This window comes from Gilliamella apicola (assembly GCF_003202915.1).
In the GTDB taxonomy this organism is placed as follows: domain Bacteria; phylum Pseudomonadota; class Gammaproteobacteria; order Enterobacterales; family Orbaceae; genus Gilliamella; species Gilliamella apicola_Q.
Map to the genome: position 1 here is coordinate 896,299 of NZ_QGLP01000004.1, position 16,344 is coordinate 912,642.

At 35.0% G+C, this 16,344-nt stretch carries 12 protein-coding genes; 7 read left to right on the top strand and 5 right to left on the bottom strand.

The genetic code is table 11. The features are described from left to right. Window positions 1-100 precede the first annotated feature (100 nt). Both htpG and DKK79_RS05520 read right to left on the bottom strand, forming a co-directional pair. Window positions 101-1,975: a molecular chaperone HtpG gene (htpG, locus tag DKK79_RS05515; protein ID WP_110423187.1), complete on the bottom strand. Its 1,875-nt coding sequence runs from the start codon at window positions 1,973-1,975 to the stop codon at window positions 101-103. 236 nt (window positions 1,976-2,211) lie between these two features. Next, complete coding sequence (locus tag DKK79_RS05520) at window positions 2,212-3,585, bottom strand: sodium-dependent transporter (RefSeq protein WP_220019009.1); 1,374 nt, start codon at window positions 3,583-3,585, stop codon at window positions 2,212-2,214. Window positions 3,586-4,164: 579 nt separating this feature from the next. On the opposite strand from DKK79_RS05520, the gene DKK79_RS05525 reads away from it, so the two are divergent. The 4 genes from DKK79_RS05525 to DKK79_RS05540 all read left to right on the top strand — a co-directional run bounded on the left by DKK79_RS05525 (window position 4,165) and on the right by DKK79_RS05540 (window position 8,933). Next, on the top strand, window positions 4,165-4,374 hold the full coding sequence (locus DKK79_RS05525; RefSeq protein WP_110423188.1) for a hypothetical protein: 210 nt from the start codon (window positions 4,165-4,167) through the stop codon (window positions 4,372-4,374). A 215-nt stretch (window positions 4,375-4,589) separates the two neighbouring features. Continuing rightward, entirely contained in the window at window positions 4,590-5,300 is a 711-nt protein-coding gene (gene ubiG, locus DKK79_RS05530) for a bifunctional 2-polyprenyl-6-hydroxyphenol methylase/3-demethylubiquinol 3-O-methyltransferase UbiG (protein ID WP_110423189.1), read from the top strand. A gap of 123 nt (window positions 5,301-5,423) precedes the next feature. Continuing rightward, a complete protein-coding gene (gene guaB / locus DKK79_RS05535) occupies window positions 5,424-6,887 on the top strand; it encodes an IMP dehydrogenase (protein ID WP_110423190.1) in 1,464 nt (487 codons plus the stop codon). Window positions 6,888-7,517: 630 nt separating this feature from the next. Then, window positions 7,518-8,933, top strand: a complete 1,416-nt coding sequence (locus DKK79_RS05540) for a hypothetical protein (RefSeq protein WP_110423191.1) — start codon at window positions 7,518-7,520, stop codon at window positions 8,931-8,933. 514 nt (window positions 8,934-9,447) lie between these two features. Here DKK79_RS05540 and DKK79_RS05545 read toward each other — a convergent pair. Beyond that, complete coding sequence (locus tag DKK79_RS05545; RefSeq protein ID WP_110423192.1) at window positions 9,448-10,377, bottom strand: hypothetical protein; 930 nt, start codon at window positions 10,375-10,377, stop codon at window positions 9,448-9,450. A 532-nt stretch (window positions 10,378-10,909) separates the two neighbouring features. Here DKK79_RS05545 and DKK79_RS05550 point away from each other — a divergent pair. Beyond that, window positions 10,910-12,394 carry a hypothetical protein gene (locus tag DKK79_RS05550; RefSeq protein ID WP_110423193.1) on the top strand — a complete coding sequence of 495 codons (1,485 nt, stop codon included), beginning with the start codon at window positions 10,910-10,912 and terminating at the stop codon, window positions 12,392-12,394. Window positions 12,395-12,607: 213 nt separating this feature from the next. Here DKK79_RS05550 and pgm read toward each other — a convergent pair whose 3' ends face one another. Together pgm and DKK79_RS05560 are read right to left on the bottom strand one after the other, a co-directional pair. Then, on the bottom strand, window positions 12,608-14,245 hold the full coding sequence (pgm, locus tag DKK79_RS05555; protein WP_110423194.1) for a phosphoglucomutase (alpha-D-glucose-1,6-bisphosphate-dependent): 1,638 nt from the start codon (window positions 14,243-14,245) through the stop codon (window positions 12,608-12,610). An 80-nt stretch (window positions 14,246-14,325) separates the two neighbouring features. Further along, entirely contained in the window at window positions 14,326-14,829 is a 504-nt protein-coding gene (locus DKK79_RS05560) for a replication initiation regulator SeqA (RefSeq protein WP_110423195.1), read from the bottom strand. A gap of 374 nt (window positions 14,830-15,203) precedes the next feature. On the opposite strand from DKK79_RS05560, the gene DKK79_RS05565 reads away from it, so the two are divergent. After that, entirely contained in the window at window positions 15,204-15,680 is a 477-nt protein-coding gene (locus DKK79_RS05565; protein ID WP_220019011.1) for a glycine zipper 2TM domain-containing protein, read from the top strand. A 226-nt stretch (window positions 15,681-15,906) separates the two neighbouring features. Then, on the top strand, window positions 15,907-16,314 hold the full coding sequence (gloA, locus tag DKK79_RS05570) for a lactoylglutathione lyase (RefSeq protein ID WP_110423197.1): 408 nt from the start codon (window positions 15,907-15,909) through the stop codon (window positions 16,312-16,314). Window positions 16,315-16,344: the final 30 nt, after the last annotated feature.

Here is a 16,344-nt window from a genome sequence, read left to right on the forward strand (position 1 = left end):
AAAATAAATTGATTAATCTCAAAAAAAATATCAAAAACAAACAAAAAAACCCGACAGGTAGGCCATATCGGGTTTAGGGTTAACGGAATAACTTAATTTATTATTGAGCAAGCAGTTTATTCATAGTTTGAATAAATTTGCTTGGATCACTTAACGAACCTTTTTCAGCCAGTAAAGCTTGATCTAATAGTAATTCAACCCAATCGCTAAATGCGGCTTCGTCTTGAGTATCAGCTACACGTTTGACCAGTTGATGATCTGGATTAATTTCAAACGTATATTTGATTTCTGGGGCTTTTTGTCCTGCTGCGGCAAATAGCTTAGCCATTTGGGTTGACATTTCATCAGCAGCAGTAGTCACTATCGCAGGTGTATCAGTTAAACGATGGGTTAATTTAACTTCTTTAACTTTGTCGCCTAATACTTTTTTGACACGTTCAATAAATGGTTCAAGCTCTTTTTCAACTTGTTTTTGTTCATCACTATTTTGATCGGCTAACTTTTCGATTGATTCGTCAGATTTACTGATAGATTGGAACTGTTTGCCATCAAATTCAGTTAGATTGCTCATCATCCATTCGTCAATACGATCAGAAAGCAATAACACCTCAATACCTTTTTTACGGAATAACTCAAGGTGAGGGCTATTTTTCGCTGCACCGTAGCTATCAGCAGTAATATAATAGATCTTCTCTTGACCTTCTTGCATACGGCTGAGGTAATCCTCTAGCGATACGGTTTGTGCATCACTATCGCTTTGCGTGGTTGTAAAGCGTAATAATTTCATAATCGCTTCACGATTTGCATAGTCTTCACCAGAACCTTCTTTTAAGACTAGGCCAAACTCACTCCAAAATTGTTGATATTGTTCTTTATCATCTTTGGCAAGTTTGTCTAGCATTTGTAAAACACGTTTAGTACATGCATTACGTAGGTTTTGCGTGACTTTGTTATCTTGTAAGATTTCGCGAGATACGTTTAATGGTAAATCATTTGAATCAATTAGGCCTTTCACAAAACGTAAATAATTCGGCATAAATTGTTCAGCATCGTCCATAATAAACACACGTTGCACATATAGTTTTAAACCGTGTTTATTATCACGATTCCACATATCCCAAGGTGCTTTAGATGGAATATAAAGCAAACTAGTGTACTCTTGTTTACCTTCAACACGATTGTGACTCCAGCTTAGTGGCTCAGCAAAATCGTGTGAAATATGTTTATAAAACTCTTTATACTCATCATCACTTACTTCTGACTTACTGCGTGTCCAAAGTGCTTGTGCTTTGTTGACTTTTTCCCACTTAACTTCTTTGCTCTCTTCGTCAGTGGTTTGCACTTCAACTGGTAATGAGATGTGATCAGAATATTTGCTGATAATTGAACGTAGGCGCCAGTCATCTAGAAACTCTTTTTCATCCTCTTTTAAATGTAAAGTGATTTCAGTACCGCGAGTTTCTTTTTCCGCATCAGAAATAGTGTATTCACCTTCACCTGCTGATTCCCACATAACAGCTTGATCAGCATTTGCTGTAGCAGCACGGGTTTTTACTGTTACCTTATCAGCTACAATAAATGCAGAATAGAAGCCAACCCCAAATTGACCAATCAATTGACTGTCTTTAGCCTGATCACTACCGATTGATTCTAAAAAGGCTTTAGTACCTGATTTGGCGATCGTCCCTAAATTTTCGATGACTTCATCACGTGTCATACCAATACCATTATCGGCAATGGTTAAGGTGCCGGCTTCTTTGTCGGTTGAAATACGAACACCAAGTTCAGCATCACCCGCATATAAATCTGCATTTTCCAGTGCTTTAAAACGCAGTTTGTCGGCTGCATCAGAAGCGTTTGAAATAAGTTCTCTTAAAAAAATTTCTTTATTTGAATATAAAGAGTGAATCATTAAATGCAGAATTTGTTTAACTTCGGATTGAAATCCACGCGTTTCAGTTCCTTGCTTACTCATTGACTAATACCTCAACTATATTTAGTAAACTCAATTAAAAATCATCGGCAACGATGAGTTAAGTTTTAATTGATTAACTTTGACATAATGTTTTGATTAATTGTTGTAATGCTATATGGGAATAAAAAAAACAATTTCAAGAGACAATATTGTTATAAACAATTGATTGCTGATTTTTTAATTCATCATGCAAAAAAAAGCCCTGATAGTTATCAGGGCTGTTGCTGATAATTAAATTATCGAGTTTCTGGTAAAAATCCACAAATTAAAATTAGAACCACGGCAACCGGAATAACGACGCGAGTTAACACAGTCCACACGACGAACCAGAAGTTGCTTAAGTTAAGTTCCTTACGAATAACTTTTTGATTCATCATCCAAGCACCGAAGATAACGGTACCTAATCCTGTCACAGGCAACATAATTTTACTGGTTAGATAATCAAGTAGGTCAAAAATACCTTTATCAAATAGTTTAACGTCTGCCCATTCATTGAATGATAAAATACAAGCGATACCTAAAGCCCAAATTAACACACTACTGACAACTGTTGCTGTTTTACGGCCCATGTGAGTTTTTTCTTCTAAAAGCTCAACTGTTGGTTCAAGTAGTGAAATTGACGAAGTTAATGCGGCAAAAGTTAGAAAGATAAAGAATAAGCAACCTAAAATCGAACCGGCAGCCATATTACCAAAGGCAATTGGTAAGGTTACAAAGATAAGGCCAGGACCAGAACCCGCTTCTAATCCATTAGCAAATACTAATGGGAAGATAGCCATACCTGATAACATCGCAACGATAACGTCTAAAATAACCACAGTGCGAGCAGTAGATAGTAAGTTCACATCTTTCCCAAGATAAGAACCATAAGCCATCATAATCCCCATACCTAATGACAAGCTAAAAAATGCATGGCCTAAGGCCGCTAAAATTGCTGTGCCATTTAATGCAGACCAGTTTGGTGTGAATAAGAAATCAAATGCTTTGCCAAATGATGATCCACTTACGATTGCTGCATAAGCAACTAAGATTAATAATAGAATCCCTAAACCTGGCATCATTACTTTACAAGCACGCTCTAAGCCAGCGCCTACACCCATTGCAACAATGATGGTATTGGCTGCCATAAATACGGTATGCCAAGTTAATAAACTATCGGTATTACTAAGGAAGCTACTAAAGATTTGTCCAGTGGCTTCGCCATCCACACCATTAAACGTACCATTAATAGCTAAAAAGATATAATCGGTCGCCCAGCCACCAATTACACTGTAAAACGAGAGAATTAAAAATGAGCCAAGTACCCCAATGATGCCAACCCAACGCCATAATTTTGAGCGACCTTCTGATACTGCAACATCTTCCATAGTATGGATTGGATTTTTTTGTCCGCGGCGACCAATTAACCATTCTAAAACTAAAATAGGCAAGCCAATTACAAACATAAATAGTAAGTAGGTGAGTACAAATGCCGAACCACCCATCTCACCTGCCATATATGGAAATTTCCAAATATTACCTAAACCCACAGCAGAACCAGCAGCTGCAAGCATAAATCCCATGCGAGAGCTCCACTGTGAATGACTTTTCTTCATAGTACCTGTACTCATGAATATATTTTCCCTTGAGTTTTTTTGATTAAATATTTAATTTCTAGCATCAGCCGAAGCCTAACTATTTTTAGATAAATTAAGCGCTAAATCATGCCATGAATTAAGTCTATAAACAAGAAGACATTATCATTTATAACGATAGTCAATAAAAAATTAAATCGTTAAAGTGGAGTTGAATGCTGTTTTGAAATGGTTTAGTGTAAAAAACAATCAATAAAAATAGTAGAAATATCTTTTAGGGCGATTAAATTTATATTAGTGACAACCCTTTTTTGCGGGGAAAATAAAGATTACAAAAATCATATTGTTGAAAATATACTAAAAAAAGGGTTGGCAAAAGAATAAATGCACTATGCCTTTTGGCAAACAACATTTATAGTATATTGTGTTCTAGTTCACTGCCGTGTAGGTAGTTTAGAAAAAATAGAATCGGGAGGACGGATCCAACCATAAGTTCACTGTCGTAGGCTGAATTATAAAATTTTTAATAAAAAATTATTTATTTAGCGAAAATTGTAAATAATCTATTACCATCAGTAATAGGAATTTAAGGGAGGATGGTATAAAACTTATTTTATGGATGATTTTTGCTCTTTTTTTGTTTTCAGCGATTATGAACTAGCACGTCTTGTTGTATGGACTATAAAAACTCAAACAGATCCTATTACTAAAAAGAAAGATGTAGAAATTATGGTTGTGGATTACAGCAAAAAAATAGAAGACGAAAGTGCAGGAATTTTATTTGATTGTAAATCTGTTAATCTTGTATCTTTGTCATTTGAATAGCTTCCAAAAGAGAATCAAATAGGTACTTCAACAATAGTTATTCTGACGGTGGATAAAAATAAAAATGTAGAAAGATAATTATATGAATTTTGAATAATTATGATTTTAGTTTCAAAAAAATTGAAGAACACATTGTTAAAAATTGTGTAATGTTGCTAATCATCAGTTCATCGCATATATTACATAAAAAATTCACTTCTTTATAAAAAATAATCATGACACAAAATATCGATTTAAACGAAATAGATAAGTTTGCTAAACTTGCTGCCCAGTGGTGGGATCCTAATGGTCAATGCAAACCGTTACATATTATTAATCCATTACGAGTAGATTATATAAAACAACAATCCGGTGATCTAAATGGAAAAAATGTATTAGATGTTGGTTGTGGTGGTGGTATTTTGTCAGAGAGTCTTGCAAAACTAGCGGCTAATGTAACTGCAATTGATCTTGCTGAAGAATCATTAATGGTGGCAAAATTACATGCTGAGCAAAATGGCCTTTTAATTAATTACCAAAAACAGACTGTTGAACAACACGCAGAACACTATCTAGCACAGTATGATGTGATTACTTGTATGGAGATGTTAGAACATGTGCCTGATCCGTTTTCTATTATTAATGCCTGTGCCAAACTGCTTAAACCGAACGGGCAACTCTATCTATCCACTATCAATCGCAACAATAAAGCAAAACTTATGCTGATTTATGGCGCGGAATATATTGCACGCTTAGTGCCAAAAGGCACGCATGATTTTGATCGCTTTATTCGTCCTTCTGAATTAATGGATTGGGTCGAACATGCGCATTTAGCCGTTAAAGATATTATTGGGATGGAGTATCATTTACTTAGTAACCAATTTCGTTTAGGCCGTAATATTGATGTGAACTATATTTTAATGGCTGAAAAAAACGCGAGTGATTAAAAAGAGTGCGATAGTTAACTCCTGAAAAATAAATATTAAATTCTACTGGTCTTTTATATTGAAAGTGAGTAGAATACATCGGCAATATTTTATCAACAATCCAACTCAATGGTGAATATTGTCATGTCTCGTATAGTTAAAGAAGCCCTCACGTTCGATGATGTTTTATTAGTTCCAGCCCATTCAACTGTTTTACCCAATACTGCTGATATTACAACTCAACTGACGCAAACCATCAAATTAAACATTCCAATGTTATCTGCTGCAATGGATACCGTTACCGAAGCCGAACTTGCTATTGCTCTTGCTCAAGAAGGTGGCATTGGTTTTATCCATAAAAATATGTCTCTTGAAGCTCAAGCTGAACATGTAAAGCGCGTTAAAAAACATGAAAGCGGCATTGTGCAAGACCCAGTATCGGTACTACCAACGGCGACTATTAAACAAGTGATCGACCTAGCTAAAGAGTATGGCTTTGCCGGCTTTCCAGTTGTGACTGAAACACAAGAATTAGTTGGTATTATCACGGCTCGTGATGTTCGTTTTGCAACCGACTTATCATTGTCTGTGACGGCTGTGATGACACCGAAAGAGCGCTTAGTTACTGTTAAAGAAGGTGAATCACGAGAAAGCGTATTGAAAAAAATGCATGAACATCGTGTTGAAAAGGTTTTAGTGGTCGATGACAGATTCCATTTAAAAGGCATGATAACGGTTAAAGATTATAACAAAGCGGAACAAAAACCAAATGCATGTAAAGACGAAAAAGGCCGTTTGCGGGTAGGTGCCGCTGTTGGTGCTGGTGCCGGTAACGAAGAGCGTATAGCCGCCTTGGTTGAGGCAGGGGTTGATGTTTTACTTATCGATTCATCTCACGGCCATTCAGAAGGCGTACTTGAACGTATTCGCCAAGCGAGACAAGCTTATCCAGACCTACAAATTATTGGTGGTAATGTTGCTACAGGAGAAGGTGCTAAAGCACTAATTGATGCGGGTGTTAGTGCGGTAAAAGTGGGTATTGGTCCAGGTTCTATTTGTACCACTCGTATCGTAACCGGGGTAGGGGTGCCGCAAATTAGCGCCATAATGGATGCTGTCGAAGTAGCGAAACAACACAATATACCAGTTATTGCTGACGGTGGAATCCGTTTTTCAGGCGATATTGCTAAAGCTATTGCAGCGGGTGCAGCTTGTGTTATGGTTGGCTCAATGTTTGCTGGAACAGAGGAGGCACCGGGCGAAATCGAATTGTTCCAAGGTCGTGCTTATAAATCTTATCGTGGTATGGGATCACTTGGTGCTATGGCAAAAGGATCATCAGATCGCTACTTCCAATCTGATAATGCTGCTGACAAACTGGTACCTGAAGGGATTGAAGGCCGAATTGCTTATAAAGGCTTATTAAAAGAGATTATTCATCAACAAATGGGTGGCTTACGCTCATGTATGGGATTAACAGGTTGTAGCACTATCGATGAATTACGCACAAAATCGAAATTCTACCGTATTACTGGCGCAGGTATGAAAGAGAGCCATGTTCATGATGTTCTAATCACCAAAGAGCCACCTAACTATCGGGCAGGCTAATAACAACAAATAAAAAAAGGGATTGAAAACAATCCTTTTTTTTATTTTTGAAAAATATTCAATAAAATGTTAATTAGCGAAGTTTTGGAAAACTAACATTCCTTAATTGTTAACCCTTTTTTTTAACAAAAAATAAAACTATTAAAAATCAAAAGAATGTAAGGTTGCTCCAAAAAAGGGTTTTTGCAAATAAAAATGCGCTTTTACTTTTTGCCAACAATGTTTATAGTATGCTGTGTTCTAGTTCACTGCCGTGTAGGTACTTTAGAAAAATCTAAACCAAGCTCGACCAGCTTTTCGGTAGTTCACTGCCGTGTAGGTACTTTAGAAAATCGGATATGGTACGATTGCTAAGTATTGATAGTTCACTGCCGTGTAGGCAGTTACTTTTCAAAAAAGTTGAGGAATGTTTTTCTAAGATTAAAATCCGTACTTTAAAAGTTTATATTAATAATAACATTTACAAAAGTTAACAATTTAAATTTTAAAAGCTGTTGCATAGATTTTTTCAATTACTATACTTATTAATTATTTTTTATTCAAAATCAGGTTGGCATTCAATCATTTTATCATAAAAATATTTTATAAATCATTAAGTTAATTGACATAATTGTCATTGTGTATTATAACATGGAACAATTTACCACCCGCCAAACCAATCATTTAAATTCGGCTAATTTGAGTAATAAACTAATCTTTTTGCTTTTATTTACCTTAGTTTTTTTAGCTATTAGCCAAAAAAGCCAAGCAATCACAGCACATACTGTAAATACCATTATTGGTAGTAAACCGAAAGTTGTCGATATAGAAGTAGCTGCAAAAAAACATGGCTTTAGCTTAAATGGTGTTTTTTATAGCTCAAACACACATAATTTAAGCGATACAGGTGTTAATGAATTTGATGGTTTAACAAAATTTAGTGATTTTCTTATTAAGGACTATTCTGCAAATGATTTAGATAATTCGTCTAATTATATTGATTCTGATGGCGATAGTATTCGCAATAATATGCCCTTTGTCGTCGAACAAACGATTTACAATTGGTTTGATAACAATGGTGAAAAAATACCCGATAGCGATAAACAGCATATGATTGGCTGCGGAAGTGGTTATGCGATGCCGTTAATGTTGACAATAACAACCTCAGTAAAAACTTATTCTGAATATGGTAACCCAAATGAAAGCGAGGTAGTAGAGATAACTAAAATATATAAAATCGCACCTACAGGTGATGTATGTTATCTTAAACCAAATTCAATTAAAGTTTATCCTTCAACGCAATGGCGTGGTAGTGATGCACAAGGGAATATGTACCCATGGAATTCAGGTCCAATAAAACGAGATCCCAATCATGGTGGTGGTTATAGTGAAGATTTTATTGTTGATAAAGGTTTTAGAGCTAGACCAATTGTTTCAGATAAACCCTTTCCTACAACAGGTTTCCCTGGAGCAGAATTTCAATTAATAATGAATTATTCTCAAGATAATTATATTTATCGTGTAGCGGTTAATCCTGGTAATGTAGCAACAGTTGATCAAACAGGTAATGTTCTGTTGAAAGCTAAACCACCAGTAGGTAATGGTGATATCGTTGTCCGAGCTACATTAAAATCATCTCCTAATAAATATTTTGATTATAAATTTAATCCAACTTCCGTTTGGATTGAACCTCAGAGTGCGGGGCGTTATGATTGGCAGACTGCATTTAACCTATTTTGCGGAGGAATTGATGGCTTTCCGACTCGTAAAGATTATTCTAACTCGCCTGTAGCTAATGTTGGTCCTAATTGGAATCGTGATGGTAAATGGAATTTTTCTACTCGGGCAATTAATCAAGGACTTTATCCTGAATGGGGATTTATAAATCGTCGTAGTTATCCAAATTCCAACTGGGAGTGGGATGCAACGACTTATTTTACTAAAGATCCTAATTCTGCTACACAATACTTTGTTGTTTATCTACATGATGGTGGGCTATTGCCAGCTCCTCGTCCACCGGGAGATTCCGCAGGAGATAATTTAGCGTATATAGCTTGTAAAAAATAATATTTTTTAAATTATGTTGTGCTTTATTGTCATCGATGTTTGAACCAATAAGTTATTCCATAACAGAAACAATTGATCTTTAACGAAATTGTGGTGAAATGGCATGGGGGTATCATGAAATCAACTAGTATTAGTTATAAACACTGAAAAACAGAATTAGTTTATCAACGACTTTTGAAAAGTGTTTCTAGGCCATATTCCGTCTATGTATTGGTTGCATAAATAGCTTATAATTTCAATGAAAGCAGCAAAGTTTATCAATGAGCCTTTAAACAACGCTTTTTTATTCGAGTGCTGCTATTATTCGCCCTGGCGGTGCTAAAACGATATCAAAACTAATACAATAGATTATTGATATGACTGCGAGCGTTTTTTATCTATAAGTCGAGAAAGATTTAATCGGAGAGTGATAAAAAAAAGACCGCGTCTTTATCCGACTCGGTCTTCTAAGCCAATTAGCTCATCATATTCTTGACTAATAAGCACAATATCCCAAAAGGTAATTTGAATATATTTATTTTTCAATTTTCTTTTCAAATTTGACGGAGTAGCCCATTCCTCTTTTACTGTAAGCCTTTTTAGCTTGATAACAAGGATAAGTTTCGGTAATTTGCCGTTCTAAATTATTTTTTTGACTCCATTCTAATTTTTGCGCTTCAACGGCGGTTACTTTATCAGCACATGAGTTAAATGTATTAATGAATTCCTCATCATTTTCAATGAAGAGTTTTACATGTTTATCACTTTCTCTATCCCAAGCGTTTTCCCAACTCTTTCTACAGGCGTTGGAAGAGGAGATATCTTCAGCACAATAAATTGATTTTTTGGCTTCAACTGTTTGAATATCATCGTTAGCTAAATCTTCTTTTGCTTTTTCTTCTAAAACTAATTCAGCAACGTTACAGTTTGAATTTGGTCGTTTATCTAATTTACATAAAGAAGCCATTTGCTCTTTAATACCCTCAAATGGTAATTTTATTAACTCTTTTTTACCTTCATCAACTTTTTCATTATAGATTATTTTCCAAGCTTTACATTTAGGAGAAGGAGTTGAGAATAAGGCATTGCACCCTTCAACTTTCAAATATTCATTGATCGACTCTTGCCATGATTTGCCAGCTATTTGGTTTTTAATCGTTGTTAATTCGGTTTCTAGAGCTTGTTTTTGCTCTGCTTCTTTACGTTCTTGTTCTAATTTTGCTTGTTGTATTTGATCTTCCTTAATAGCACCACTTGCCGCTAGACATTCTGGGTCTTGTGTTATTTTTATAAACAATTTTTCATCATTTCCCTCCACAGCTTTGTCTAAAGTTTTATTGCACTCATCCATTTTTTCTTTAGCGGAATCAATATGTTTTGAATAGTACTCTTGATTTTTTTCTTCACATCCAGCCAAAGCTAAACTGGCTACTAATACAAGTGCAAGCACTTTTAGGTCTTTCATCATCTCTCCTATTTAACTTAATGAAAAAGTAATAATTATTATTTATATAGTTGGGTAATTCTGATTGTTAGTAAAAAAGATAATACACAATTATTTTTATTTTCTTTAATGTAAAGAGTATTTATTTTGGCGGTTACCTTTGCTATGCAAGATACACAATAACGATTGATTTGGAAAGTGATTTTTGTTTTATCAGATGCTATAGAAATAAATTAAATTTGTTTTATTAAGGAAATTTTAGAAAAAATTTTTTTGAAGTTTAAAATCAACTGAATTTAAGCAAAATTAACTTAAAAATGACAACCTGCGCATATGATTTGATTATTATTAAAGACGCGCTTTTTGAAACTATTCAGCATTAATTATTTACAAAATTTAACAATTTAAATTTTAAAAATGATTTGCTTAGTTGACTCAAATAATTATAATTGCCCGAATATGGTTGAAAAGTGATCAATCAGTCAATTAATTAATCAATCAATCAGATAGAGTAATTAAACCTAACATAAACTTGCTATGCAGGGTTGTCTATATGTATTTAAAAATGCGATGTAATTCAGATCGAGCTCTAAATTCAGTCGGTTTTAATATTCTAAGTTTAGTAACTCGATATAACTTGTTTTTGGTTATTTTTATTGTTTTATTTCTAACATCTTATTCTTGTCAAGCGTTAATATCGTCAACATCGAGTCCTGTTTATGGTCGTGCTCCTTATTTAACCTTCGACGATGGTCGCACCCGTGTGACTGATACTAACGGTTTGCTTTGGATTACCTTATCAAATGGGAGTAATTTTACTCCGACAACAAATAATTCATCAATTACACCAATAGTCTTGCCAAATATTGGCGAAAGTTTCGCTGATATTGGTATGTTGGTACCAACAAATACCAACTCAATACCACTAAATTTGATTATTGGGGAACCTAATAATTATTGGGGTGATGATGATGGAGATGGTCAAGGTAGAAATGGTATTATAGCTAGTGGCACTCTAAGTTTATCCATAGTTGATAAAAATAACAATGCTGTTGCACGTAGTGATGTACCAACAATTTGTAATGCGCCTTATAAAGTGACATTAACAAGTACAAATGGAACGCTAAACACTCTATACGGTATTCCTAATAATAGTAATTTCAACGGTAGTAGTGAGAGTTATTATATTAACCCTAAGGATTCGCCAAAGGTATGTTTTGCTAAACCTATTTTAGTGTTTGGTAATTACTTTGAACAACATGACTTTGGTGGTTCTCGTGATATTTGGAATGAAGATAAAGGATTTATTATTCAGTCTACTGATCCATCATCTTATAATTTGAATTTTCCGACTATTGGAGCAAATAATTTATATTTTGATTTAGATATAGGTGGTGCTCGATCTTTAACATGGGAGGGCATAGATGAAGGTAAAATTACTACTATAATAACCCCTACGCCAGGTGATTCTTCAGGCACAAGCTTTCGTGTTACCCTAAAAGGACCTTTTGCTACTAAAGAACAATGGGAATCTAATGCACCGAATAATATAAAAGTAATATCTAAAGCTGAATTACCTAAATCTTTTGAGTTAGTCGGTAGGAATAGTAACGGTGATGCGGTTGTCAAGTATGGTTTTCAGTTAAAACAATGGGTGGTTAATCGCGGTACCAATGAATATAATTATAGTAGTATTTCTTCATGGTGTGACAATATTGGCTATCGGTTACCTAAGGTAAAAGATTTAACTAACGCTTCTTGCAGGGGAATCAGCCAATATCCTTTATCTTTCTGTCAAGATGCGGTTGGTGCTATGCCTGCATCTCCTGATAACTATTATCAACGTCGAATTGGTGGGGGTTTTTTTTCGGAGTGGGGATACGTGTACTTATATCCAGAAGCTAATTTCCACGATCGTTACTATTATTGGACTAGTGATACCAATAGTCAAGGTTCACAGTTTATTATCGACTCACATAGAGGGGACATACATAGCCAACAGAATCATTCTACTTTCGGGCTCTGTGTATGGCCATAGTTTTTATAACTGATTTTTTAGTTTAAGATCATGAGAAAAAATAAAGTAAAACTACTAAAAAAAGTTGCGTACAGGCTCAAAATGGAACAACAATTAATTGTTGATTAAGGAATTTTAACGTTAAAAAAATTAGCAATCAAATTTCAAACTACATTACCTAGTTATATTTTTAACAGGTAAGTTAATTACTTTAACCTACCTGTTTTTGGGGTTTTATTTTATGGCTTTAGCGACAATTTGCTGTGCTTCTTGCTGTAAGGTTGCTAAGTGTTCATTATTGATAAAACTCTCGGCATAAATTTTATAGGCATCTTCGGTACCAGACGGACGAGCGGCAAACCAACCGTTTTGCGTGATAACTTTTAAACCGCCTATTGGTGCGTTATTCGCTGGTGCAGTAGTTAAGCATTGGGTAATTTCCTCACCGGCTAGTTTATCGGTAGTTAATTGGTTTGCATCAAGTTTGGCTAGTTTCTGTTTTTCAGTAAATGTGGCTGGTGCTTGAATTCGACCATAGTAAGAAACACCAAATTTTGCCTCCAACTCTTGATATTGTTCTTGTGGGTTTTTGCCAGTTTTTGCTGTCATTTCAGCAGCTAATAGGCATAAAATGATACCATCTTTGTCAGTTGCCCAAACTTTGCCATTAGTTCTTAAGAATGATCCGCCAGCGCTTTCTTCACCAGCAAAGCCTAGTTTACCGTGATAAAGTCCATCAGCGTACCATTTAAAACCGACAGGATATTCAAGATATTTTTTATTTAAGTTGTTAGCTACTCGGTCGATCATTGAGCTGGTAACTAGCGTTTTACCTATTGCCACATCTTTATGCCATTGTGGTCGATTTTGGAATAAATAGTTAACACAAGTTGAAAGATAGGCATTTGGATTCATTAATCCTGTTGGTGTGACAACGCCATGGCGGTCAGCGTCGGTATCGTTACCAAAGGCTAAATCGAATTTATCTTTTAGATTTAATAATCCAGCCATTGCCCAGCGACTAGAGCAGTCCATGCGGATCACTTCGTCATGGTCTAGATGCATAAAACTGAAGGTTGGATCAATTTTATTGTTGACGATTTCAAGGTTTAAGCCATATTTTTCGGCAATACGAGGCCAATAGGTGATACATGCACCTCCAAGAGGGTCAACGCCAATTTTTAGTGTTGATGATTGGACCAGTGATAGATTAACGATGTTTTGTAAATCGTTGACATAATCAGTTTCATATTCTTTGGTATGCAGGTAGTCAGATTTGAGCGCTTTATCTATTGTAACGCGTTTAACATCATTTAGGTTGGTTTTGAGGAGTTCGTTCGCGCGATTTTCGATCTGTTTGGTGATGTCGGTATCCGCCGGCCCCCCGTTAGTAGGGTTGTATTTGATTCCGCCATCTTCAGGTGGATTATGCGATGGCGTAATCACAATACCATCAGCCAATCGAGATTGTCTTCCTTCGTTGTAAGTCAAGATGGCGTGCGATATTACTGGTGTTGGTGTGTACCCCCAATCTTTGGCGATAACTACCGTTTGTTCGTTGGCAATAAAAACTTCAAGTACTGTTTTTAAAGCAAGTTCAGACAAGGCATGAGTATCTTGACCGATAAAACAAGGTCCAGTGATGTTATTTGACTTTCGATATTCAGCTACCGCTTGAGCAATAGCCAGAATATGAGCTTCGTTGAAAGTACCTTTATTGGAGCTACCACGATGGCCTGATGTACCAAAAATAACTAATTGGCTAACATTGTTAGTATCTGGTTTGATTTGGTAGTAATTGTTTTTTAAAGTTCCAAGATCAATTAGGTCTGATGGTTGCGCTAATAATCCTGCACGACTTGGTTTGGCCATTTTTTACTCCTCTTACACAATTTTCTTATTATTTATTTGGTTAATTGTGTTCATTTTAGTTGGTGAAATTGTCATTTAGTTTATGGTAAAAAAGCAAGAGTTACTTGATTAATCATGTTTTCTGATATACCCATGTCACTCATAATCGATTCGATAATTAGTAATTTACGAGCGGTATTGGTATTACTGATAACCCAATATGGAGTACCAATAATTTCTCTTGGTTTGGTGTTTTTACCAGAAGTTTCTAACGATTGTTTGTCCTTAGCTAGATATTGTCGTTTACTGCCGTGTAGTGATGTTGCGGCAATTGAAAATAACGCTGGATTGTAGTTGTATAATGCACCTAGTAATAATATAAAGCGACTGATGATAGATTTTTCATTAGTAAAGGTGTCACTTTGGAGTAAATCATCAAAAAGAGAATAGTGATGTTCTTTGTGTGGTGCTTGGTTAGTTTTATTTGGTACCGTTTGGTTGAAGTTTAATAAACGTCGCAAAATACTTGAGGCATCTTCACCAATATGTTTAGTTTGACCTGCAATAAATTGATAAAGTTCTTCGTCGATTTCGATAGTTTTCATTTTGTTACTTTGCCTATTGAATTATTTGACTTGACAATTATCATTAGGGATAACGTCAAGATCTAAATTTTTTTATGCTTTGTCATTCAATCAAAATTATTTTGATTGATGAATGACGGTTTCATTTTAAGTCATCAGTTTTTGATTTTCATCATTAGAGGCAGTTATCATAACTGATAAAACTGAAGGAAAAAATAACCGTTTCATGTACTTATTGTATGGTAGATTAAGTATTGAACTGAGTATAACCTAAGTTGGCAATAAATTGTATTATCTATCGCTAAAATAATGAAAATGATATTGTCGTTTTTATAAAAGAATATTATGCTAAACATGGTATAAAAATTTATACCCAATTATATGAGGAATTAATTATGAAAAAAATCGTCACATTAGCTATTCTTGCAGCAATTTTGTCTGGATGTAGTAATAGTGATATTTATTCTGGCGATGTTTATACCGCTGATCAAGCAAAACAAGTTCAGCAAGTGAGTTATGGTACAGTTGTGGGTGTAAGGGCTGTTAAGATTCAAGCAAACACAAATAATAGAGATGGTAATGTTGCTGGTCCTTTAGGTGGCGCAGTGATTGGTGGAGTTTTAGGTAATACGATTGGTAATGGTACCGGTCAAATCTTAGCCGCAGCAACAGGCGCTATTGGTGGTGCTATTTTAGGTGATGCTATTGAAAACCAATCTAATCAAGCCGCAGCTGTTGAATTAGAAATTAAACAAGAAAATGGCTCTAACATTGTTATTGTACAAAAAGGCGATGTTAAACAGTTTTATCCAGGTCAAAAAGTGAAATTAATCACTAACGGGCAACGTATAAACGCTGCACCTCGATACTAATACTGATATACAATTTATTTTATAAATTCTCCTGTTGATTTGCTTTCACTTATTACGATAATGAGTGAAAGCTTTTTTTAGTTAACTCTACCTCATTAATATTATTGCCAATTTATTATTCTATGGATCTTAATTGATTATTTTGTCAGCATAAAAATTTGCTTGGTTAATCACAAATAGATAAACTCGAATAGGATGTTTAATTATAATAAGGAACAATATAGCAATGCGTATTTTACATACAATGATCCGGGTTGGTGATCTAAAACGTTCAATTGATTTTTATACTCGCGTGATGGGGATGAAGTTAATTAGAACTAGTGAAAATCCTGAATATCAATATTCTCTCGCCTTTGTAGGTTATAGTGATGAGTCAGAAGGTTCGGTAATTGAATTGACATATAATTGGGGTACAGATAAATATGATCTTGGTACCGCCTTTGGTCATATTGCTATTGGTGTTGATGATGTTGCTAAAATGTGTGAGAACGTTCGTCAAGCTGGTGGTCGAGTGACGCGTGATGCTGGTCCAGTTAAAGGTGGTAAGACTATTATCGCTTTTGTTGAAGATCCAGATGGTTATAAACTTGAGTTAATTCAAAATAACCAATCAGATAAAGCATTAGGTAACTAATTAGGTTTGTTGATATCGCCATTATTTGGC

Excerpts from the sequence above, each read along its gene's own strand:
- htpG (WP_110423187.1), bottom strand. The coding sequence starts at position 1,975 with ATGAGTAAGCAAGGAACTGAAACGCGTGGATTTCAATCCGAAGTTAAA.
- DKK79_RS05525 (WP_110423188.1), top strand. The coding sequence starts at position 4,165 with ATGGATGATTTTTGCTCTTTTTTTGTTTTCAGCGATTATGAACTAGCA.
- pgm (WP_110423194.1), bottom strand. The coding sequence starts at position 14,245 with ATGGCCAAACCAAGTCGTGCAGGATTATTAGCGCAACCATCAGACCTA.
- guaB (WP_110423190.1), top strand. The coding sequence starts at position 5,424 with ATGTCTCGTATAGTTAAAGAAGCCCTCACGTTCGATGATGTTTTATTA.
- DKK79_RS05565 (WP_220019011.1), top strand. The coding sequence starts at position 15,204 with ATGAAAAAAATCGTCACATTAGCTATTCTTGCAGCAATTTTGTCTGGA.
- DKK79_RS05550 (WP_110423193.1), top strand. The coding sequence starts at position 10,910 with ATGTATTTAAAAATGCGATGTAATTCAGATCGAGCTCTAAATTCAGTC.
- ubiG (WP_110423189.1), top strand. The coding sequence starts at position 4,590 with ATGACACAAAATATCGATTTAAACGAAATAGATAAGTTTGCTAAACTT.
- DKK79_RS05560 (WP_110423195.1), bottom strand. The coding sequence starts at position 14,829 with ATGAAAACTATCGAAATCGACGAAGAACTTTATCAATTTATTGCAGGT.
- DKK79_RS05520 (WP_220019009.1), bottom strand. The coding sequence starts at position 3,585 with ATGAGTACAGGTACTATGAAGAAAAGTCATTCACAGTGGAGCTCTCGC.
- DKK79_RS05545 (WP_110423192.1), bottom strand. The coding sequence starts at position 10,377 with ATGAAAGACCTAAAAGTGCTTGCACTTGTATTAGTAGCCAGTTTAGCT.
- gloA (WP_110423197.1), top strand. The coding sequence starts at position 15,907 with ATGCGTATTTTACATACAATGATCCGGGTTGGTGATCTAAAACGTTCA.
- DKK79_RS05540 (WP_110423191.1), top strand. The coding sequence starts at position 7,518 with ATGGAACAATTTACCACCCGCCAAACCAATCATTTAAATTCGGCTAAT.